The sequence below is a fragment of the Caulobacter sp. GW821-FHT10A06 genome (genome assembly GCF_059415805.1).
Map to the genome: position 1 here is coordinate 391858 of NZ_JBWKNY010000006.1, position 21718 is coordinate 413575.

Below are 21718 nucleotides of genomic sequence, written 5' to 3' on the forward strand. Positions count from 1 at the left end.
GGGCTGGTTGGGCGAACAAACATGGCGGACGAACTGGACGATCAGGCCGCGATGGCCCAATGGGCCTCGCAGAACCCCCCGGGGGCTTTCGACGGCGGCGGCGACGCTGGCGGCGGCGGCAACGAGTTCGGCGACTTCTCCGGCGGCATGGGCGGCTGGGATGACGGCGGCGGCGAGGCTGGCTCGGAACGCATCCTGAACCAGGACGAGATCGACAGCCTGCTGGGCTTCGACCTCTCCGGCGACGGCGGTGAAGACCGCACGGGCATCCGCGCCATCATCAACTCGGCGCTGGTCTCGTACGAGCGCCTGCCGATGCTGGAAATCGTCTTCGACCGCCTGGTGCGGTTGATGACGACGTCCCTGCGGAACTTCACGTCGGACAACGTCGAAGTCAGCCTCGACAACATCAGCTCGATCCGCTTTGGCGACTACCTGAACTCGATCCCGCTGCCGGCCATCCTGGCGGTGTTCCGGGCCGAGGAGCTGGACAACTACGGCCTGCTGACGGTCGACTCCAACCTGATCTACTCGATCGTCGACGTGCTGCTGGGCGGCCGTCGCGGCACGGCCGCGATGCGCATCGAAGGCCGTCCCTACACCACGATCGAACGCGTGCTGGTGCAGCGGATGATCGAGGTGGTGCTGCAAGACCTGAAGAGCGCCTTCGAGCCCCTGCACCCGGTCGGCTTCTCGCTGGACCGCCTGGAAACCAACCCGCGCTTCGCCGCCATCGCCCGTCCGGCCAACGCCGCGATCCTGGTGAAGCTGCGCATCGACATGGAAGACCGCGGCGGCCGCATCGAGCTCTTGCTGCCCTACGCCACGCTGGAACCCATCCGGAAGATGCTGCTGCAGCAGTTCATGGGTGAGAAGTTCGGCCGCGACAACATCTGGGAAGGCCACTTGGCCACCGAGCTGTGGACCACCCAGACCGAGGTCCGCGCCGTGCTGGACGAGCAGCAGGTGCCGCTGTCGCGGGTGCTGAACATGCAGGTCGGCGACACCCTCATGCTGAACGCCACGCCCGAGAGCCTGGTCGAGCTGCGGGCCGGGACCATCCGGCTAACGCGCGGCCGCATGGGTCGTCGCAACCACTCGATCGCCATCCGGGCCGAGGCGCCGCTGACGCCCGCCGCCAAGAAGGCCGTGCAGAAGCTGAAATGAGCCTGATCGCCTTCGCCATGAACGGGTTCCTGGCGGTGCTGCTGATCGCGGCGCTGGTCTTCGGCTGGCGTCTCGAGCGCCGCCTGAAGGCCCTGCGCGACAGCCACGAGGGCTTCGCCAAGGCGGTGACCGAGCTGGACCAGGCCGCGGCCCGCGCCGAGCAGGGCCTGGCCGACCTGCGCGCGGCCACCGACGAGGCGGCCGAGACCCTGGCGGTGCGCATCGAGCGCGCCCAGGCCCTGGCGGCCCAGCTGGAAGAGCGGACCAGCCGTCCGCTGCCGGCCTCACCGACGGTCCGTCCGGAACGCCCCCAGCGCCTGGATGAGCGTCCGGTCGAGCGTGAAGAGCGCTTCGAGCGTCCGGCGTTGACCCGCCGCGAGCCGGAAGCCCCCCCTCAGGCGGAGCGCCGCCTGAAGGCTGAAGATTTCGAGCGCCTGCTGGACCGGGAAGACCGTCTCCCGCCGGCCGCTCGCCCCAACCTGGGAGGCCCCAGCGCCTCCCGCGAAACCCCGCGTTCACGGGCGCGGATCGATGATGACCTCTTCGACGGACCGACCGATGGCTCGCGTCCCGGAAGCAACCCCAGAGCGCCCCGCTGATGAAGAACGTTCCTCGCATCCTCCCCCTGGTCGGCGTCGCCGTTGGCGGCGTCCTGGCGATCAACGCCATGGCCGGCGCCAAGTCGCTGCCCGACCTGCTGGGTGGGGCCAAGGCTTTTGCTGAAGGCGTCGCCAAGCCGGATGGCAAGAAGGACGCCGCTAAGGGCGGTGAAGAGGCCGCTTCGGCCGAGGGCGCTGGCCAGCCGGCCGCCGCCAACGCCCCGCCGCCCCGCGTCTGCGCCCCGTCGGCCGACGCCCTGGCCAAGGAAGCCGGCCTCTCGCCCGCCGAACTTCGCGTGCTGCAAAGCCTGGGCGCCCGTCGCGGTCAGCTGGACCAGCGCGAGCAGGACATCGACGTCCAGCTGCAGCTGCTGGCCGCCGCCGAGGCCAAGCTGGACGCCAAGATGAAGTCCCTGACGGGCCTGAAGGGCGACATCCAGGGCCTGCTGGGCCAGGTCGACAACCAGAAGCAGGCCGAGGTCGATCGCCTGGTCACCGTCTATCAGGGCATGAAGCCCAAGGACGCCGCCGCCCGCATCACCCTGCTGTCGGACGAGGTTCGCCTGCCGATCGCCGCCAAGATGAAGGAACGGGCTCTGTCGCAGATCCTGGCCAACATGGCGCCGGGCGAAGCCAAGATCCTGACCGAGCGCCTGGCCTCGCGCATGGCCAACCCGGCCGTCGAGAAGGGCAAGGCCGCGATCGCCGACAATGCTGCGGCCGCTCCTGGCGCTGCTGCTCCCACGCAGCAGGCCGACGCCGGCCTGGCCGGCGCCGCGGCGCCTAAGGCCAAGTCGGCGCCCAAAAAAGCCGGCTAAGGGAGGCCCATGACCCTTCGTCAGCTCCTGCGCTCCAGCGTCGCCGCCGCGGTCATCGCGGGCACGCTGGCGCCGTCCGGCTACGCCGCGCCGCCGCCCCCCGCGGCGCGCGGTTCGCTGGACGTGCGCGTGGCGCAGGCGGCTGACTTCTCGCGGGTCGAATTCCACTGGGCCGGCGGCGCGAAGATGGTTTCGCACCGCGAGGGCCAGACGCTGGTCATGCGGTTCAGCCGCGACGCTAACCCCGATCTCTCCAGCCTGAAGATCGCCCCGCCGCGCTGGGTGAAGAACTCCGAAGCCCGCCACGTCAACGGCGTGCTCGAGATCGTCCTGACCCTGACCGACGACGCCGACGCCCGCCTGGGCAACGCCGACGGGGTCGACTTCGTCAACATCTTCGCCCGTCCGGGCGCGCCGCCGGCCAGCCAGACGAGCGCCCAGGCCGCAGCCCCGATCGGCCGTCCCAACCCGATGCCCGCCGGCGGCGTGGTCAAGGTCGAGTTCGAGCGCCAGGACCAGCAGGTCACGCTCAGCTTCAACTGGGCCGCTCCGGCCGGGGCCGCGGTGTTCCGGCGCGGGGAGGCGGTCTGGATCGTGTTCGACACGCCCGCGCGCCTGGACACCTCCAAGCTGCCGTCGTCCAGCGTCGGCTATTCCAAGTTCCAGGTCTTCAAGGGCGCGGACTACAGCGCCCTGCGGATCGTCACCCAGGCCGGCAAGCCCTATGTGGCCGAAGGGCAGGGCGGTCTGTGGAAGATCAGCCTGGGTCCCGGCTCGCAGGAAAGCCCCGACATTATCAAGGTCGCGCGCGACGAGAGCGTGCATCCGGCGACCCTGTCGGCCAGCGTCTCGGGCGTGACCAAGGCGGTCTGGGTCGCCGACCCGGCCGTCGGCGACAAGATGATCGTCGCGCCGGCCCTGGCGCCGTCCAAGGGCCTGCCGTCGCGTCGCGAATATGTCGAGATGGCGCTGCTGCAATCGGTGCAGGGCCTGGCCATCGAGACCTACGCCGCCGACCTGCTGGTGCAGGCCGACGGCGACCTGCTGCGCATCGGCCGGCCCAAGGGCCTGATCCTGTCGCCGATCTCGGCCAACACCCCACCGGAAGAGGCCGCCGCCGGCGCGCCGCAGCCGATGTCGATGCCGGCCCTGATCGACCTGGACAACTGGCCCAAGACCGGCTCGGGCGGTTTCCTGACCCGCTACAATGCCCTGCAAGGCGCCATTCCCGCCGCGCCGGAAGGCGACGGCAAGGACAGCGACACCGGCGCCCGCATGGCCTTGGCTCGTTTCCTGGTCGGCTCGCAGATGTCGTTCGAGGCCATCGGCGTGCTGAACGCCGCGGGCCGCAAGCACCAGACCCTGCTGGGCGACGCCGAATTCCGCGGCCTGCGCGGCGTGGCCAAGGTGATGGCCGGCCGCCTGACCGAGGCCGACGCCGACTTTTCCTCGCCGGTGCTCAGCGACGATCCGTCCAGCGCCCTGTGGCGCGGCTACATCTCGACCAAGCAGGGCCAGTGGGCCGATGCGCGCGCCAAGTTCGCAGGCGGCGGCCGAGCCCTGGACCTGTTCCCGCCGATCTGGCGCGCGCGCTTCCTGCACGCCCAGGCCCAGGCGGCGCTGGGCGTCGGCGACCTGACCGGCGCGATGCAGCTGGTGACCAAGGCCCTGGCCGTGCCCAAGGTGCCGGTGCCCGACCAGCTGGACATCCGCCTGACCCAGGCCCGCATCTTCGAAGCCAAGGGCGAGAAGGTCCGCGCCCGCCGCATGTTCGAAGCCATCGCGAAGGCGCCGATCGACCGGCTGGCGACGCCGGCCATCCTGCACGCGACCCAGCTGGGCTACGCCAAGGGCCAGATCACCGCCCAGAAGACCGCCGAGACCCTGAACCAGCTGCGCTATCGCTGGCGCGGCGACGGCGTCGAACTGGAAGTCATCCGGGCGCTGGGCAAGCTCTATATCGACCAGGGCCGCTATCGCGAGGCGCTGGAAGTGCTGCGCTCGGCCGGTCGCCAGTTGCCCGACCGTCCCGAGGCGGTGGCGCTGCAGAACGACCTGTCGAACACCTTCCGGCAGCTGTTCCTGCAAGGCCTGGCGGACGGCATGCAGCCGGTGCAGGCCGTGGGCCTGTTCTACGACTTCCAGGACCTGACCCCGATCGGCGCCGACGGCGACCAGATGGTCCGCAACCTGGTGCGCCGCCTGGTCGATGTCGACCTGCTGGACGACGCCGCCAAGCTGCTCAAGTACCAGGTCGACAACCGCCTGAACGGCGTGCCCAAGGCCCAGGTCGCCACCGACCTGGCCTGGATCTACCTGATGAACAAGAAGCCGGAAGACGCGCTGGAGACCATCAACGCGACCCGGACCACCATCCTGCCGCCGGCCCTGAACGTCGAGCGTCGCCTGGCCACGGCTCGCGCCCTGATGAGCCTGGGGCGCTATGACGACGCCCTGGAGCTGATCGAGAAGGACAACAGCCGCGACGGCCAGGAGATCCGCGCCGAGATCGCCTGGAAGCAGCACGCCTGGCCGCTGGCCGGGGCGATGTACGAGCGCTCGCTGGGCGACCGTTTCAAGACGCCGGGCGCGCTCAGCCCCGGCGACGAGGCCCGCCTGCTGCGCACGGCCGTCGCCTACAGCCTGGCCGACGACGACAAGTCCCTGGCCCGCCTGCGTCAGCGGTGGTCCGGTTTCGTCGACAGCGCCGGCAATCCCGACGGCCTGCGCGTGGCCCTGCAGGGCATGAGCGTCGAATCGCTGTCGGCCTCGGACTTCAGCCGCGTCACCGCCGACAACGAGGCCTTCAACGGCTGGATCGGTCGGATGAAGGACCGCTTCCGTACTGGAAAGCCGGCCGGCGCTCGCTAGGGCAGGGGTTTTCCCCTACGCCTCGATTCCGCTGAACTTCGAGGCATGACCAGCCCTGGAAGCCTTGCTGCGTCACCGAAAATTCACCCGGCAAAACCCGATTGGTCTTATGGCGGGCTCTAGACGTTTAGCCTAGTTAGAGCCCGCTCACCGTCCCATATGACGGGAGGAGCGTCGAGCGCTTGCCTTTCTGCCGCAGGCATGTCATGACAACGTTGTCATAGGGTGGACGACATTGGTTAAGAAGAAAGAAGACGGCGAGAATGGCCGCGAGGTCCTTGTGCTGCTGGGCGGCGCGGGGGATCTGGCTCTGCGAATGCTTTTGCCTTCGCTCTACTTCCTGGAACTTGATCGACTGCTGCCGCACGACTTGCGGATCATCGGCGTTGCTCGCGCGGATCATGACGCCGCCAGCTACAAGGCCTTGGTTCGTGAGCAGCTGGGCAAACGCGCGACGGTGGAGGAGGCGGCCTGGAACCGCCTGGCCGCTCGTCTGGACTACGTGCCCGCCAACATCACCAGCGAGGACGACACCAAGAAGCTGGCCGAGCGCATCGGCGCCCACGGCGACCTGGTGATCTTCTTCTCGCTGTCGCCCAGCCTGTACGGCCCGGCCTGCCAGGCGCTGCAAGCCGCCGGCCTGACCGGTCCCAAGGCTCGCCTGATCCTGGAAAAGCCGCTGGGTCGCGACCTGGAGAGCTCCAAGGTCACCAACGCCGCCGTCGCCGCCGTGGTCGACGAAAGCCAGGTCTTCCGGATCGACCACTATCTGGGCAAGGAAACGGTCCAGAACCTGACCGCCCTGCGCTTCGCCAACGTGCTGTTCGAGCCCCTGTGGGACCGCAACACGATCGACCACGTGCAGATCACCATCGCCGAGACCGAGAAGGTCGGCGACCGCTGGCCCTATTACGACGAGTACGGCGCGCTGCGGGACATGGTGCAGAACCATATGCTGCAGCTGCTGTGCCTGGTCGCCATGGAGGCGCCGTCGGGCTTCGACCCCGACGCGGTCCGTGACGAGAAGGTCAAGGTGCTGCGCAGCTTGCGCCCCTTCACCAAGGAGAGCGTGGCCCACGACACCGTGCGCGGCCAGTACGTGGCCGGCGTGGTCGAGGGCTCGGCCCGCGCGGGTTATGTCGAGGAAGTCGGCAAGCCCACCAAGACCGAGACCTTCGTGGCCATGAAGGTGGCGATCGACAACTGGCGTTGGGACGGCGTGCCGTTCTTCCTGCGCACCGGCAAGAACCTGCCGGACCGCCGCACCCAGATCGTCGTCCAGTTCAAGCCGCTGCCGCACAACATCTTCGGCAAGGGCACCGACACCGACCTGTGCGCCAACCGCCTGGTCATCGACCTGCAGCCGGACGAGAACATCGTCCTGACGCTGATGAACAAGCGTCCGGGCCTGTCGGAAGAGGGCATGCGCCTGCAATCGCTGCCGCTGTCGCTGTCGTTCAGCCAGAGCGGCGGCCGTCGCCGGATCGCCTACGAGAAGCTGTTCCTGGACGCCTTCCGCGGCGACCGTACCCTGTTCGTGCGTCGTGACGAGGTCGAGCAGGCCTGGAAGTTCATCGACGCCGTCTCGGCCGCCTGGGCCGAAGCCGGGGTCGAGCCGGCTCACTACGCGGCCGGCACCTGGGGACCGCAGTCGGCGCAGGGGCTGATCTCGCCCGGCGGCCGGTCCTGGAAGGCTTAAGCGATGGCCAAGTTCGAAACCTTCGGTTCGCGTGAAGACCTCTATGACGCCGCCGCCTCGATCCTGGTCGGGGCGCTGACCACGGCCGTCGCCACGCATGGCAAGGCGGGCTTCGCGGCCACCGGCGGCACGACGCCGGCCCCGGTCTATGACCGCATGGCCGGCATGACCGCGCCCTGGGACAAGATCACGGTCACCCTGACCGACGAGCGCTTCCTGCCGCCGACCGATCCGGGCAGCAACGAAGGCCTGGTCCGTCGCCACCTGCTGACGGGCGAGGCCGCCAAGGCCGAGTTCGCGCCGCTGTTCTTCGAGGGCGTGACCCACGAGGAGAGCGCGCTGAAGGCGCAGAAGGGCGTCGACGCCGCCGCGCCGTTCGGCGTGGTGCTGCTGGGCGTTGGGGCCGACGGCCACTTCGCGTCGCTGTTCCCGGGCAATCCGGTGCTGGCGCGCGGGCTGGACCCGCATTCGGAGCGCTCGGTCCTGGCCGTGCCGGCCGGTGATCCCGCCCCGGACATCCAGCGCCTGAGCCTGACCCTGGCCGCCCTGACCCGCACCGATTTGATCGTGCTGCTGGTGACCGGTGCGGCCAAGAAAGCGTTGTTGGAAGGCGACGTCGATCCGGCCCTGCCGGTCGCCGCCATCCTGAAGCAGGACCGCGCCAAGGTCCGCATCCTCTGGGCGGAGTAAGCGTCATGAACCCGGTCATCGCCGAAGTCACCGCCCGCATCGTCGAGCGCAGCAAGGACAGCCGCGCGGCGTACCTCGCCAACATGCAGCACGCGATCGACAGCCAGCCGGGCCGGGCCAAGCTGTCCTGCGCCAACTGGGCTCACGCCTTCGCCGCCTCGCCGGGCGTCGACAAGGTGCGCGCGCTGGACCCGAACGCGCCGAACATCGGCATCGTCTCGGCCTATAACGACATGCTGTCGGCCCACCAGCCGCTGGAAGAGTATCCGGCGCTGATCAAGGTCGCCGCGCGTGAAGTGGGCGCGACCGCCCAGTTCGCCGGCGGCGTGCCGGCCATGTGCGATGGCGTCACCCAGGGCCGTCCGGGCATGGAGCTGTCGCTGTTCTCGCGCGACGTCATCGCCATGGCCACGGCCGTCGCCCTGACCCACGACGCGTTCGACTCGGCGCTGTATCTGGGCGTCTGCGACAAGATCGTGCCGGGCCTGGTCATGGGCGCGCTGACGTTCAGCCACCTGCCGGCCCTGTTCGTGCCCGCCGGCCCGATGACCTCGGGCCTGCCCAACAGCGAGAAGGCCCGCATCCGCGCCCTCTACGCCGAGGGCAAGGTCGGCCGCGCCGAGCTGCTGGAAGCCGAGCAGGCCAGCTATCACGGCCCCGGCACCTGCACCTTCTACGGCACGGCCAACACCAACCAGATGCTGATGGAGCTGATGGGCTTCCATCTGCCCGGCTCGGCCTTCGTCCACCCCAACACGCCGCTGCGTGAAGCCCTGGTCAAGGAAGCCGCTCGCCGCGCCGCCGCCGTGACCAACAAGGGCAACGAGTTCATCCCGGTCGGCCGAATGATCGACGAGAAGTCGATCGTCAACGGCGTGGTCGGCCTGATGGCCACCGGCGGCTCGACGAACCTGGCTTTGCACATCATTGCCATGGCGCATGCGGGCGGCATCCAGCTGACGCTGGAAGACCTGGACGACATCTCCAAGGCCACGCCGCTGCTGGCCCGCGTCTATCCGAACGGTTCGGCCGACGTGAACCACTTCCAGGCCGCCGGCGGCATGGCCTTCGTGATCCGCGAGCTGCTTAAAGCAGGTTTGGTGCACGAAGACGTCCAGACCATCGCTGGCCCCGGTCTGTCGCTGTACGCCCAGGAACCGCACCTCGAGGACGGCGTGCTGAGCTGGCGCGAGGGCGCGGCCGAGAGCCTCGACACCGCCATCGTCCGCCCCGTCTCCGACCCGTTCAGCAAGGAAGGCGGCCTGCGTCTGATGGCCGGCAACCTGGGCCGCGGTGTCATGAAGATCTCGGCCGTGAAGCCCGAGCACCATGTGATCGAAGCCCCCTGCGCTGTGTTCCAGGAGCAGGAAGACTTCATCGCCGCCTTCAAGCGCGGCGAGCTGGATCGCGACGTGGTCGTGGTCGTCCGCTTCCAAGGCCCGTCGGCCAACGGCATGCCCGAGCTGCACAACCTGTCGCCGTCGATCTCGGTGCTGCTGGATCGCGGCTATAAGGTCGCCCTGGTCACCGACGGCCGCATGTCGGGCGCGTCGGGCAAGACGCCCGCCGCCATCCACGTGACGCCGGAAGCCGCCAAGGGCGGGCCTCTGGCCTATGTCCAGGACGGCGACGTGATCAGCGTCAATGCCGAGACCGGCGAATTGAAGATCCTGGTGGACGAGGCCGTTCTGCGCGCCCGCACGCCGGCGAACGTCCCGGCGAGCAAGCCGGGCTTTGGTAGGGAACTGTTTGGATGGATGCGCAGCGGGGTCGGCGCGGCCGACGCCGGCGCCTCCGTCTTTGCTTGAGGAAGCGCTAGGTTATGGACGGCAATCACAGCCCGGGTCTGGGTCTCGTCGGCGATATCGGCGGCACGAACGCCCGCTTCGCCCTGGTCGAATTCGACGGTCAGGACCCGCGCCTGATCGAGCCCACGACCTATAAGGGCGAGGACTACGGCACGGCCGAGAGCGCCATCGAGGCCTATCTGCAGAAGGTCGGCGTGCGCCATCCCGACCAGGCGGTGGTGGCCGTGGCCGGCCCGATCGAGCACGGCTCGGTCCACATGACCAATCTCGACTGGCGGATCTCGGAAGACAGCCTGCGTCGCGCCGGCGGCTTCCGGAATGCCAAGCTGATCAACGACTTCACCGCTCAAGCTCTCGCGGCTCCGCGCCTGGGTCCCAAGGACCTGCGCCAGATCGGCCATCTGCCGACCTCGGGCGAGGGTGACCTGGCCATCCTGGGTCCGGGCACCGGTTTCGGCGTCGCCGGCCTGGTGCGTCGTCATGGGCAAGAGATCCCGCTGGCCACCGAGGGCGGCCACGTCGCCTTCGCGCCGCTGGACGAGGTCGAGATCGAGGTGCTGCGCGCCCTGACCAAGCAGCTGGACGGCGGCCGCGTCTCGGTCGAGCGCATCCTGTCGGGTCCCGGCATGGAAGACCTGCACGTCGCGCTCGCCGCCGCTGAAGGCCGCAAGGTCGAGACCCTGACCGCCAAGCAGATCACCGAACGCGCGACCGAAGGCTGCGCCGACAGCCTGGCCACGGTGAACCGCTTCTGCGCGGTGCTGGGCTCGACGGCCGGCGACATCGCCCTGACCCTGGGCGCGCGCGGCGGCGTGTTCATCGCCGGCGGCATCGCGCCCCGGATCATCGACATCCTGGAAAAGAGCCCGTTCCGTGAGCGCTTCGAAGAGAAGGGCCGCCTGTCGGGCTTCACCCAGGCGATCCCGACCCACGTCATCCTGCACCCGCACACCGCGCTGATCGGCGCCGCGGTGGCCCTGACGCCCGAGGGCCGGGCGGCCGTCTCCTAGGTCAACGGCGCCTTCAGCAACGCCGCCTTGCGCCGCGCCAGCAGTTGGCCGCACTGGGCGGCGCTGGGCGGCGTCGTCTTGGCGGCCTCGCGTCCCTTGGCGATCCTGGCGTCGATCCAGGCCTGGATCGTGTCGTTGATGTCGGGCGAGAAGCGGCTGGGATCCCGCAGCTCCGCCAGATAGGCGCGGCCCTGGGCGCGGCTGACCCGCGCGTCACACGTGCCGACCGCCTCGGCCAAGTCGCCGCCCGCCAGCACGTACGGCGACTGCCAGCCTGCTCGGCCGTAGGGCGTGAGCTGGCTGTCGACATAGCGCAGCGACAGGGTGCTGATCGCGCCCGCCGGCGATTTCATCAGCACGCTGCCCACGGGATCGTCGACCGCGCGGCGGCAGCGGAAGGACAGCCCATCGGCGAACTCGCGCAGGGCCCTGTCGCCGCCGGGATCCTTCAAATTGGCCTGGACGCGGTCTCGCGCGGCTTGCGTTTCGGCGGTCTCGCGCGCCTTGGACGCCGCCACCACCGCCTGCGCCTCCTGCGGGCTGGCCCCGATACGCTCGGCGATCTTGGCGATTTCGCGCGAGAAGGCCTGCCCGTCGCGATCGGTCTGGGTGTAGCCGAGGGCCTCGCAGAAGGGCGCGGCGGCGGCGAAGCGCCCCAGGACGTCCAGCCGTCCCATCGTCTGGGGCGTGATGGATGACTGGGCCGCCGCCAGGGACGGGGCCGCCAGGGAGGCTCCGACGACCACAGCCGTCATCAGGTCGCGTGGTTTCATGGGTGGCAGCCCCTCTGTCGCGCGTGATGGACGCGGCGGCGCGATAGCAGGGCGACCGTGGGGCGGTTTTAGGGCGTGTCAGAGGGGGCTCGCCATGACAGCCTTGTCATGGCTAAGTAGCCGCCATAACGCACGAATCGGGGCGGCGAGGGACGGAATTGAGCGCCAAGATCACGATCCACGACGTGGCCCGCGAGAGCGGGGTCTCGATCAAGACGGTGTCGCGGGTGCTGAACCGTGAGCCCAACGTCAAGGCCGACACCCGCGACCGGGTGCAGGCCGCCGTGGCCGCGCTGAACTATCGCCCCAACATCTCGGCTCGCAGCCTGGCGGGCTCCAAGGCCTATCTGATCGGCGTCTTCTTCGACAACCCCAGCCCCGGCTACGTCACCGACGTGCAGCTGGGCGCCATCGCGCGCTGCCGGCAGGAAGGCTTCCACCTGATCGTCGAGCCGATCGACTCGACCGGCGATGTCGAGGACCAGGTCGCGCCGATGCTGGCGACCCTGCGCATGGACGGCGTGATCCTGACGCCGCCGCTCAGCGACCATCCCGTGGTGCTGGCCGCGCTGGAGCGGGAAGGCGTGGCCTATGTCCGCATCGCGCCGGGCGGCGACATCGACCGCGCCCCGTGGGTCAGCATGGACGACCGCCTGGCCGCCTATGAGATGACCAAGCACCTGATCGAGCTGGGCCATACCGACATCGGCTTCATCATCGGCCACCCCGACCACGGCGCCTCGCATCAGCGCCACCAGGGTTTCATCGACGCCATGCGCGACGCGGGCCTGCCGATCCGCGACGACCGGGTGGAGCAGGGCTGGTTCTCGTTCCGCTCGGGCTTCGACGCGGCCGAGAAGCTGCTGGGCGGCGCCGACCGCCCGACCGCCATCTTCGCATCGAACGACGACATGGCCCTGGGCGTCATGGCCGTGGCCAACCGCATGCGCCTGGACCTGCCGGCCCAGCTGTCGGTGGCCGGCTTCGACGACACGCCGGGGGCCAAGATCACCTGGCCGCAACTCACCACCGTCCGCCAGCCGATCCACGCCATGGCCGGCGCGGCCGCTGACATGCTGATGCACGGCGTTGAGCGGGAGGAGGGCGCGCCGCCGCCGTCGCGCCTGCTGGACTTCGAGCTGGTCGTCCGGGAATCCACGGGTCCAATCTCCTAAGAGGGGGCCCGCGTTAGACGCACTTCAGGGATGTAATCGATGTTACCGCAATCATATTGTCCTTGACAGCGCTGTCCGATCGACGTGAGATCGGAGTGATCAAGACGGTCGCCCACGGTAAGGCGGCGTCAGGAGGAAACGCCATGACCTCGCCTGACCGGACCAGCGTCCGTCGCGCCATCCTGTGCGCACGATCACTCCCCTCCAAGCGGCCCTGAACCGCTTCTCTTTCGCTCGGCGCGGTCATCCCGCAAGCGCCGCGTCGAGCGCTTTTCGAGTTCACATGGTCCGCCAGGGGGGCGGGCGTATCCTGGGAAACACCATGTCCGCATACGGCCGTCTCGCCGCCGCCTCGGCGCTGACCCTGATCCTCGCCGCAGGCCTGGCGAACGTCGCCTCGGCCCAGGCCAATTCCGCTGCCGCCACCGCCCATCCGGAGATGTGGCCCAAGGCCGCCAGCCCCGCCGCGATCACCGACGCCAAGACCGAGGCCTTCATCACCAAGCTGATGGGCCAGATGACCGTCGAGGAGAAGGTCGCCCAGACCATCCAGGCCGACGGCGCCTCGATCACGCCGGAGGAGCTCAAGACATACCGCCTGGGCTCGGTGCTGGTCGGCGGCAACAGCGCGCCCGACGGCAACGACCGCGCCACGCCCCAGCGCTGGGTCGAGTGGATCCGCGCCTTCCGCGCCGCGGCGTTGGAGAACCGGGGCGGCCACCAGGAGATCCCGATCATGTTCGGCGTCGACGCCGTGCACGGGCACAACAACGTCGTGGGCGCGACGATCTTCCCGCACAATATCGGCCTGGGCGCGGCGCGCGATCCGGACCTGATCCGCCGCATCGGCGAGGCGACCGCCGAGGAGATGGTCGCCACCGGCGCCGACTGGACCTTTGGCCCCACCGTGGCCGTGCCCCGCGACGAGCGCTGGGGCCGGGCCTATGAGGGTTATGCCGAGGATCCGGAGGTGGTGAAGAGCTATGCCGGCCCGATGACCCTGGGCCTGCAAGGTCCGCTGGTCGCCGGCAAGCCGCTGGGCGCGGCGCACGTGGCCGGCTCGGCCAAGCACTTCCTGGCCGATGGCGGCACCGAGGGTGGCAAGGACCAGGGCGACGCCCAGATCTCCGAGGCCGATTTGGTCGGCCTGCACGCGGCCGGTTATCCGCCCGCCATCGACGCCGGCATCCTGTCGGTGATGGTCTCGTTCTCCAGCTGGCACGGGGTCAAGCACACCGGCAACAAGAGCCTGGTGACCGACGTGCTGAAGGGCCGTCTGGGCTTCCAGGGCTTCGTGGTCGGCGACTGGAACGCCCACGGCCAGGTCGAGGGCTGCACCAACACCAACTGCGCCCAGGCCTATATCGCGGGCATGGACATGATCATGGCCCCCGACAGCTGGAAGGGCCTGTACGACAACACCCTGGCCCAGGTGAAGGCCGGCCAGATCCCGATGGCGCGCATCGACGACGCCGTGCGCCGCATCCTGCGGGTCAAGGTCAAGTCGGGCCTGTTCGAGAACAAGCGCCCGCTGGAAGCCAAGTACGAGCTGCTGGGTTCGCCCGCCCACCGCGCCGTGGCCCGCGAGGCGGTGCGCAAGTCGCTGGTGCTGCTGAAGAACGACGGCGTGCTGCCGCTGAAGAGCTCGGCCCACGTGCTGGTGGCCGGCGACGGGGCCGACGACATCGGCAAGGCGGCCGGCGGCTGGACCCTGACCTGGCAGGGCACGGGCAACAAGAACAGCGACTTCCCGCACGGCCAGTCGATCTATGGCGGCATCGCGCAGGCGGTGAAGGCCGGCGGCGGCAGCGCCGAGCTATCGACCTCGGGTGACTTCAAGCAGAAGCCCGACGTGGCCATCGTGGTGTTCGGCGAAAACCCCTATGCCGAGTTCCAGGGCGACGTCGCCAGCACCGAGTACCAGCCCGGCGACAAGACCGACCTCGCTTTGCTGAAGAAGCTGAAGGCCGCCGGCATCCCGGTAGTGTCGGTGTTCCTGAGCGGCCGGCCGATGTGGACCAATCCCGAGATCAACGCCTCGGACGCCTTCGTGGCGGCCTGGCTGCCGGGGTCGGAAGGCGGCGGCGTGGCCGATGTGCTGGTGGGTGATGCGGCCGGCAAGCCGCGCAACGACTTCACGGGCAAGCTGTCGTTCAGCTGGCCCAAGCGCGCCGACCAGGAGCCGATCAATGTCGGCGACGCGGGCTACGATCCGCTGTTCGCCTATGGCTATGGCCTGAGCTACGCCAAGCCCGGCAAGGTGGCGGCTCTGTCGGAAAACCCTGGCGCCACCTCGGCCGCCGTCAATGCCGACCGCTACTTTGTCGCCGGCCACGTTCCCGCGCCGTGGACCTTGAACGTGGGCGGGGCCGTCTCACTGAAAACAGTCGACGCGGGCGCTCAAGAAAACGCACGCCAGGCGACCTGGAGCGGCGACGGGGATGGGACCGTTACCATCGCTGGCCCGCCTGTGGATCTGTCACGCCAGACCACCGGCGACATGGCGATTTCGATCCGCTACAGGGTGGATGCGTCCCCAGGGAAACCGGTTTCCTTAGGGATCGCCTGTGGCGAATCCTGCGGGGCGACGGTAGACGTAACGTCAACGTTGTCAGGTGCGAAACTCGGCGAATGGCGTACGGCCAAGATCAAACTTTCCTGCTTCAAGGCCAAGGGCGCGGACGTGACGCATGTTTCGTCCCCGTTCTCGCTGTCCACCGCCGGACGCATGACTCTGTCATTCACCGAAATCAGACTGGCCTCCAACGAGGGCGACGCCTTCTGTCCGCCAAGCTGACCCAAAAAGAAGGAGCGACGGCATGATCCGCGCCCGTCGCTCTCGCATCGTGGCCACCATTGGCCCCGCGTCGAGCTCGCCCGAAATGATCGTCACCCTGGCCAAGGCCGGGGCTGACGTCTTCCGCCTGAACTTCAGCCACGGGGCGCACGAGACCCACGCGGCCGTCTATGCGGCGATCCGCGAGGCCGAGAAGACCGTGGGGCGTCCTCTGGGCATCCTGGCCGACCTGCAAGGTCCCAAGCTGCGCGTCGGCAAGTTCGCCAACGGTCCGGTGGTGCTCCAGGCCGGCCAGGCCTTCCGCTTCGACAACGACCCGACCCCGGGCGACGAGACGCGGGTCCACCTGCCGCACCCCGAGATCCTGACCGCCATGCGGCCGGGCGCGACCCTGCTGCTGGACGACGGCAAGCTGCGCATGGTCGTGACCGACGCCGGTCCGGGCTACGCCAACACCACCGTCTCGAACGGCGGCAAGCTGTCGGAGCGCAAGGGCGTGGCGGTGCCGGACGTCGTCATCCCGATGTCGCCCCTGACCCCGAAGGACCGCGAGGACCTGGCCTTCGCCCTGCGCCTGGGCGTCGACTGGATCGCCCTGTCGTTCGTGCAGGCCCCCGAGGACATGGCCGAGCTGCGCCGCATCGTCGAAGGCCGCGCCGCCGTGCTGGCCAAGATCGAAAAGCCCCAGGCCCTGAAGGTGCTGGGTCCGATCATGGATCTCTGCGACGGCGTCATGGTCGCTCGCGGCGACCTGGGCGTCGAAATGGCTCCGGAAGAAGTGCCGGTGGCCCAGAAGGAAATCCTGCGGGAGGCGCGCGCGCGCGGCATCCCGGTGATCGTCGCGACCCAGATGCTGGAGTCGATGATCAGCTCGCCGACCCCGACCCGCGCCGAGGCCTCGGACGTCGCCAACGCCGTCTATGAAGGCGCGGACGCGGTGATGCTGTCGGCCGAGTCCGCCGCCGGCGAATATCCCGAAGAGTCGGTGTCGATGATGAACCGCATCATCGAGCGCGTCGAACGCGACCCGCGCTGGCCCGAGCTGATGCAGGCCGAGCAGAGCCACGACGACGACGACGCCGACGTGCTGGTGGTCGCCGCCGCCGGCGCCGCCAAGTCGGGCTCGACCAAGTGTCTGGTGGCCTTCACCACCACCGGCGCGACCGCCCGTCGTCTGTCGCGCGAACGTCCGCTGCAACCGGTTCTGGCCCTGTCGCCGGACATCAACGCCGTGCGCCGCATGGCCCTGTGCTGGGGCATCGAGCCGCGCGTCAGCGCTCAGCCCGACAGCCTGGAAGTCGTGACCACTGACGCCTCGAGCAAGGCGCTGGAGCTGGGCCTGGTGGCGCCGGGCGAACGCCTGCTGGTCGTCGCGGGCACGCCGTTCGGCGCCCCGGGCGCGGCGAACCTGCTGCGTCTGGCGCACGCACCGGCGCCAGCGCGCCGCCGCTAACTGAGAATAGAGATCCCGGGCCAAGGCCCGGGATTTTCTTTATGAGGCGAATGACGCCGGCAGCAGCCGCTGGTAGCCCCGACGCACCGCGCCGTAGCACTCGCAGGTCATGGCCTCGAGGCCCGCGCGGTCCAGGATGTCGACCACGCCTCGGCGATAGCGGATCAGGCCCTTGGCCTGCAGCGAGCCGGCCACAGCCGTGACGGTGGTGCGCTGGACGCCCAGCATGTCGGCCAGGAATTCCTGGGTCAGGCTGATGGTGTTGCTGTCCAGGCGGTCGTGGCACGACAGCAGCCAGCGGCAGAAGCGCGCCTCGACCGCGTGCAGGGCGTTACAGGCCACCGACTGGATGGCGTGACCGAACAGGGCCTCGTTGTGACGGTCGACCAGGTCGCGCAGGGCGGCGCTGCGACTCCAGGCCTCGTGCAGGGGACCCGACGCGATGCGCAGGGCCGAGCCAGGGGCCTGGACGATGGCGCGGCTCAGCGACTGGCGCGGAGCCACGGCAGCCATCAGGCCCAGCGCCCCTTCGCGACCGATGGTGGCGGACTCGATGGCCGCGCCGTTCTCCATCAGCGTCATCAGCGAGATGATGCAGTCGGTCGGGAAATAGACGTGATCGATCAGGTCGCCCGGATCATAGAGCAGGCGGCCCTTCTCGAGGTCGACCGTAGAAAGATGAGGCGCGAGCAGGGCCCTGTCTTCGGACGGTAATGCGGAAAGCAAGCGGTTCTTCAAGGTCGCCAACGGCCCAGTCATGACGAATCGAACGCCGTCTCACGGCAAGGGTTGCAAGCTATAGGTGGGACAGCTGGGCCGCGCCGTCGCTTAGCCGACACAATCCAGTCAGGAGCGGAGCAAAAACAAAAGAGTCCGGCGAACTCTTTGTGGGTGTCGATCATTTGACATGCTGTCAGTTTGTCGGGTTCCCGACATAACTGCTCAGTCTAGGCGGTCCTCAACCTGAGATCATCTAGGATGGGCAAAGAAAAAGGCCGCCTCGCGGCGGCCCAAGTGAAGGATTCGGTTGGGGGGTGACTACTTCGCCTTGGCGAAGGCCGAGGACATCCAGCCCCGGGCGCCGTTCTCGTCGTCGACCTCGATCCAGACGCCGTTGCGCTGGCCGGTCGGATAGACCGCGCCGCCGGCCTTGACCGTGCCCACGGCCGCGCCGTTGGGGGCCGCCGAGCCACGCAGGATGACGTCCTGGGTCGTGGCCAGGGTGGGCAAGGCGGCGGGGGCCGGGGCGGTAGTCGTGAGCGTGGCCGGGACGATGGCGGCGGCCGCGCCGCACTTGCCTTGATACAGGCCGGCCATCACGGCCCGGCGCTGCTGGGCGACCTGGATGTTCTGGGCCTCGCGCTGGGCCTTGGCGGCGGCAGCGGCCTTGGCTTGCGCGGCGGCGGCGTTGGCGAACATCCCGAGGCCCGGCACCCGGCCCAGGGCGCCGCTGTAGAGCGCGGCATTGACGCCCAGGCTGGCGGCGGTCTCGGCCCCGCGCGCGGCGCCCTCGGCGCTGGCGATATTGCCGTTGGAGACGCCCATCACCTGGTCCATGCGGACCATCTCGGCGCTGATCTGGTCGCAGCTCATCGACGCGTCGGTCGGATAGGTCAGCTGCAGCGTCTGGGCGTGGGCGGTGGTCGCGGCGAGGGCGAGGCCCAGGGCGGTAACGGTGGCGATAAGCTTGGTCATGATGGCTCCCCTGGACGGAAGCCGTCTTTGAAACCCGCGCTCAGCGGGACCCCCGGTCCGTCAGTTCGAGAACGACGGTATCCGGGGGCTGTGGGGAGGGCCTATCCCCAGGACTGGGGGTATCAGAAGCCCATCAGGCGGGCGTAGCGGTCGCGGTGGAAGCTGGCACCGCCGAACAGGGCCTCAGTGACGCGAGCGCGCTTCATGAACAGGCCGCTGTCGTGGGCGTCGGTCATGCCGATGCCGCCGTGCATCTGGACCATCTCGTTGGAGGCCAGGTGGACCAGCTCCGACGCCTTGGCCTTGGCCAGGGAGGCCAGGGCGCGGGTGTCGCCGCCGGCGTCGAAGGCTTCCAAGGCGGCCTCGACGCACGAGCGGGTGGTCTCGATGTCGGTGAACCACTTGGCGGCGCGGTGCTGCAGCGCCTGGAAGGTGCCGATGACCTGGCCGAACTGGGTGCGGGTCTTGATGTAGTCCAACGTGATGTCGAAGGCCGCCGAGGCGCTGCCCAGCATCTCGGCCGCCAGGCCTGCATAGGCGCGGTCCAGCACCGGCTCCAGCACCGCCCAGCCCTTGTCGACCTCGCCCAGCACCGTGTCGGCCCCGACCTCGACGCCGTCGAAGGCGATCTGGGCCGCGCCGCGCGAGTCCAGCAGCGACAGGTGGGTGCGGGTGACGCCGGGGGCGTCGCCGGGGACCAGGAACAGGGTCAGGCCCTCGGTCCCGGCGCCGCTGGTGCGGGCGACGACGATCAGCAGGTCGGCCGTTTCGCCGTCCAGCACAAAGGTCTTGGTTCCGTTCAGGACGTAGCCCGCGCCGCCCTTGGTGGCGGTCAGGGCCGTACGGGCGGGGTTGTGGTGCGAGCCCTCATCGATCGCCAGGGTGGCGACGGCTGCGCCGGTGGCGATCTTGCTCAGCCAAGCGGCCTTCTGGGCGTCCGAACCGGCGAGGTTCAGCGCCGAAGCGGCGATCATGGCGGTGGAGAGCAGGGGCGAGGCGGCCAGGGTGCGGCCGGTCTCTTCCAGGATCAGCCCCAGGCCCAGATAGCCGAAGGCCGAGCCGTCATGCTCTTCGGGGACGATGACCCCGGCCCAGCCCATCTCGCCCATCTCGGCCCAGGCGGCGGGATCGAAGCTCTGCTTGGACTTGCCATCGCGCAGCTTGCGCAGGGCGCCGACGGGGGCGCTTTCGCTGGCCCAACCCTTGGCGGCGTCGCGCAGCATGGTCTGTTCTTCGGTCAGGACGGCCATCAGGCGTGCTCCCTGGATTGATGACGGACGGCCCAGTCGAGGGCCTGTTCCAGACGGTCGTTGCCCCAGAAGAGCTCGCCGTCGGCGGTGAGAAAGCTGGGCGCGCCGAACAGGCCGCGTTCCTTGGCCTGGCGGACATGGTCCTTCAGCAAGGCCTTGATCGGATCGGACTGGGCGGCGGCCAGGACGTGCTCGGGACCCGCGCCGACCTCGGCGATCAGGACGCTGAGGACCTCGGGACTGCCGATGTCCAGGTCGTCGACGAAGTTGGCCTGGTACACCGCGCGGCTGAACGCCGGGGTCCAGCCGTCCTCGATCCCGACCAGCGCCACGCGGGCGGCCAGCAGGCTGTTGCGCGGGAACTGACTGGGGTGATGCAGCGGCAGACCTTGCTGGTCGCAGACCCGCTCCAGGTCGCGCCACATGTACTGACCCTTCACCGGTATGGCGTTGAAAGGACTGTCGTTCAGCCCCTGCTGCTCATGGAACAGCGGACCCAGGATGAACGGCCGCCAGGCCACGGCCACGCCCTTGTCCGCGGCCAGTCGCTCGATGCGCATGGCCGCCGGATAGGAGTAGGTCGAGGCGAACTCGTACCAGAACTCGATCATCGGCTTACTGGTGGTCCAGCAGGCCGAGGACGCGCTTGGCGACGACGTTCAGGTTCACCTCGCTGGTGCCGCCCTCGATCGAGTTGCCCTTGGCGCGCAGCATGGCGCGCGGCGCGGCCAGCTCCTCGGCGGCGAAGCCCTGGCCTTCCCAGCCCAGGCCTTGCAGCCCCAGCGCCTCGACCAAGAGCTCGGTGCGCTCCTGGTTCATCTTGGCGGCGGCGTATTTGATGATCGAGACGGCGGCGCTGGGGCCCGAGCCCTGCTTGGACTCGGCCTCGGCGCGACGCACGGTCAGCATGAAGGCGTGGGCGTCCATCGAGTGGGCCGCCAGGCGAGCACGGAAGTCGCCGTCGGCGATGCGGCCTTCGCTGTCGACGCCGATCTCCTTCTTGGCCGCCTCGACGGGCGACAGGCCGCCGCCGCCGCCGAAGCCCGAAGCGCTGATGTTCTGGCGCTCGTACTGAAGGAGCCGCTTGGCGATGTCCCAGCCGCCGTTCAGCTTGCCGACCAGCTGTTCCTTGGGAACCTTCACATTGTCGAAGAAGGTCTCGCAGAACGGTGAGGAGCCGCTGATCAGCTTGATCGGGCGGGCCTCTACGCCGGGCGAGGTCATGTCGAACAGCACGAACGAGATGCCCTCGTGCTTCTTGGTCGTGTCGGTGCGCACCAGGCAGAAGATCCAGTCGGCCTGGTCGGCATAGCTGGTCCAGACCTTCTGGCCGTTGATCAGATAGTGATCGCCCTTGTCCTCGCACTTGGTCTGCAAGGACGCGAGGTCAGAGCCCGCGCCCGGCTCGCTATAGCCCTGGCACCAGCGGATCTCGCCTTTCACGATCTGCGGCAGGAAGCGCTGCTTCTGCTCCTCGGTGGCGTATTCCAGCAGCACCGGACCCAGCATCCAGATGCCAAAGCTCATCAGGGCCGGGCGGGCCTTCAGCCGGCGCAGCTCCTGCTCCAGCACCTTGTTCTGAGCCTTGGACAGGCCGCCGCCGCCATATTCCTTGGGCCACATCGGGGCCGTCCAGCCCTTCTCGGCCATACGGTCCAGCCACAGCTTGGCGTCTGGGTTCTTCCAGGCCATCTTGCGGCCGCCCCAGGGGGCGTCGTCCTCACCCATCGGGGCGTTCAGGGACTTGGGATAGTTGGCCTCCAGCCAGGCGCGGGTCTCGGCGCGGAAGGCGTCGAGCTCGGTTCCCCCGAAATCGGCCATCATTCTTCTCCCTAGGCGGACGTCTGTAGTTGGCGCACACACTACGCCACGCGACGACGGCGGCAAGTCGATTCAAACGATCGTTCGCATCT

17 protein-coding genes are annotated in these 21718 nt (G+C 69.0%); 11 read left to right on the forward strand and 6 right to left on the reverse strand.

The annotated features are described in order from the left end of the window. The first annotated feature begins 21 nt into the window (after positions 1-21). From fliM to glk, 8 genes are all read left to right on the forward strand, one after another. Positions 22-1167 carry a flagellar motor switch protein FliM gene (gene fliM / locus AC07NF_RS20000; protein WP_492817303.1) on the forward strand — a complete coding sequence of 382 codons (1146 nt, stop codon included), beginning with the start codon at positions 22-24 and terminating at the stop codon, positions 1165-1167. Continuing rightward, positions 1164-1766, forward strand: coding sequence for a DUF6468 domain-containing protein (locus tag AC07NF_RS20005; RefSeq protein WP_494630297.1), 603 nt, complete (start codon positions 1164-1166; stop codon positions 1764-1766). Before fliM ends, AC07NF_RS20005 begins: the two co-directional genes overlap by 4 nt. Continuing rightward, complete coding sequence (locus AC07NF_RS20010; RefSeq protein WP_492817307.1) at positions 1766-2584, forward strand: MotE family protein; 819 nt, start codon at positions 1766-1768, stop codon at positions 2582-2584. The genes AC07NF_RS20005 and AC07NF_RS20010 overlap by 1 nt, the downstream gene beginning before the upstream one ends. Positions 2585-2593: 9 nt before the next feature. Continuing rightward, positions 2594-5455 carry a tetratricopeptide repeat protein gene (locus tag AC07NF_RS20015; protein ID WP_494630303.1) on the forward strand — a complete coding sequence of 954 codons (2862 nt, stop codon included), beginning with the start codon at positions 2594-2596 and terminating at the stop codon, positions 5453-5455. Positions 5456-5690: 235 nt separating this feature from the next. Beyond that, the gene (gene zwf / locus AC07NF_RS20020) at positions 5691-7154 is read left to right on the forward strand and encodes a glucose-6-phosphate dehydrogenase (RefSeq protein ID WP_494630304.1); all 1464 of its coding nucleotides are present in this window, start codon (positions 5691-5693) and stop codon (positions 7152-7154) included. A 3-nt stretch (positions 7155-7157) separates the two neighbouring features. Continuing rightward, entirely contained in the window at positions 7158-7844 is a 687-nt protein-coding gene (gene pgl / locus AC07NF_RS20025) for a 6-phosphogluconolactonase (RefSeq protein WP_494630306.1), read from the forward strand. A 5-nt stretch (positions 7845-7849) separates the two neighbouring features. Further along, a complete protein-coding gene (gene edd / locus AC07NF_RS20030; protein WP_494630308.1) occupies positions 7850-9652 on the forward strand; it encodes a phosphogluconate dehydratase in 1803 nt (600 codons plus the stop codon). Positions 9653-9666: 14 nt separating this feature from the next. Continuing rightward, positions 9667-10662: a glucokinase gene (glk, locus tag AC07NF_RS20035; RefSeq protein ID WP_494630311.1), complete on the forward strand. Its 996-nt coding sequence runs from the start codon at positions 9667-9669 to the stop codon at positions 10660-10662. Here glk and AC07NF_RS20040 read toward each other — a convergent pair. Beyond that, positions 10659-11435, reverse strand: a complete 777-nt coding sequence (locus AC07NF_RS20040; protein ID WP_494630314.1) for a hypothetical protein — start codon at positions 11433-11435, stop codon at positions 10659-10661. The genes glk and AC07NF_RS20040 overlap by 4 nt on opposite strands. A 158-nt stretch (positions 11436-11593) precedes the next feature. Between AC07NF_RS20040 and AC07NF_RS20045 the strand changes: the two genes are divergently transcribed. The 3 genes from AC07NF_RS20045 (at position 11594) to pyk (ending at position 16860) form a co-directional block, all read left to right on the forward strand. Then, on the forward strand, positions 11594-12610 hold the full coding sequence (locus AC07NF_RS20045) for a LacI family DNA-binding transcriptional regulator (RefSeq protein ID WP_492817321.1): 1017 nt from the start codon (positions 11594-11596) through the stop codon (positions 12608-12610). A gap of 322 nt (positions 12611-12932) precedes the next feature. Next, positions 12933-15407, forward strand: coding sequence for a glycoside hydrolase family 3 protein (locus AC07NF_RS20050; RefSeq protein ID WP_494630322.1), 2475 nt, complete (start codon positions 12933-12935; stop codon positions 15405-15407). Between the two features lie 22 nt (positions 15408-15429). After that, the gene (pyk, locus tag AC07NF_RS20055) at positions 15430-16860 is read left to right on the forward strand and encodes a pyruvate kinase (protein WP_494630325.1); all 1431 of its coding nucleotides are present in this window, start codon (positions 15430-15432) and stop codon (positions 16858-16860) included. Positions 16861-16899: 39 nt separating this feature from the next. Here the strand turns inward: pyk and AC07NF_RS20060 are convergent, their stop codons facing one another. The 5 genes from AC07NF_RS20060 to AC07NF_RS20080 form a co-directional block, all read right to left on the reverse strand. Next, positions 16900-17619 (reverse strand): Crp/Fnr family transcriptional regulator, encoded by a 720-nt coding sequence (locus AC07NF_RS20060; protein WP_494630329.1) that lies wholly within the window; start codon positions 17617-17619, stop codon positions 16900-16902. A gap of 279 nt (positions 17620-17898) precedes the next feature. Then, the gene (locus AC07NF_RS20065; protein WP_494630333.1) at positions 17899-18555 is read right to left on the reverse strand and encodes an SH3 domain-containing protein; all 657 of its coding nucleotides are present in this window, start codon (positions 18553-18555) and stop codon (positions 17899-17901) included. Between the two features lie 122 nt (positions 18556-18677). Next, a complete protein-coding gene (locus tag AC07NF_RS20070) occupies positions 18678-19805 on the reverse strand; it encodes an acyl-CoA dehydrogenase family protein (protein WP_494630339.1) in 1128 nt (375 codons plus the stop codon). Next, entirely contained in the window at positions 19805-20416 is a 612-nt protein-coding gene (locus tag AC07NF_RS20075) for a 2-hydroxychromene-2-carboxylate isomerase (RefSeq protein WP_494630345.1), read from the reverse strand. Before AC07NF_RS20075 ends, AC07NF_RS20070 begins: the two co-directional genes overlap by 1 nt. 4 nt (positions 20417-20420) lie before the next feature. Next, complete coding sequence (locus AC07NF_RS20080) at positions 20421-21626, reverse strand: acyl-CoA dehydrogenase family protein (protein ID WP_494630686.1); 1206 nt, start codon at positions 21624-21626, stop codon at positions 20421-20423. Between the last annotated feature and the right edge of the window lie 92 nt (positions 21627-21718).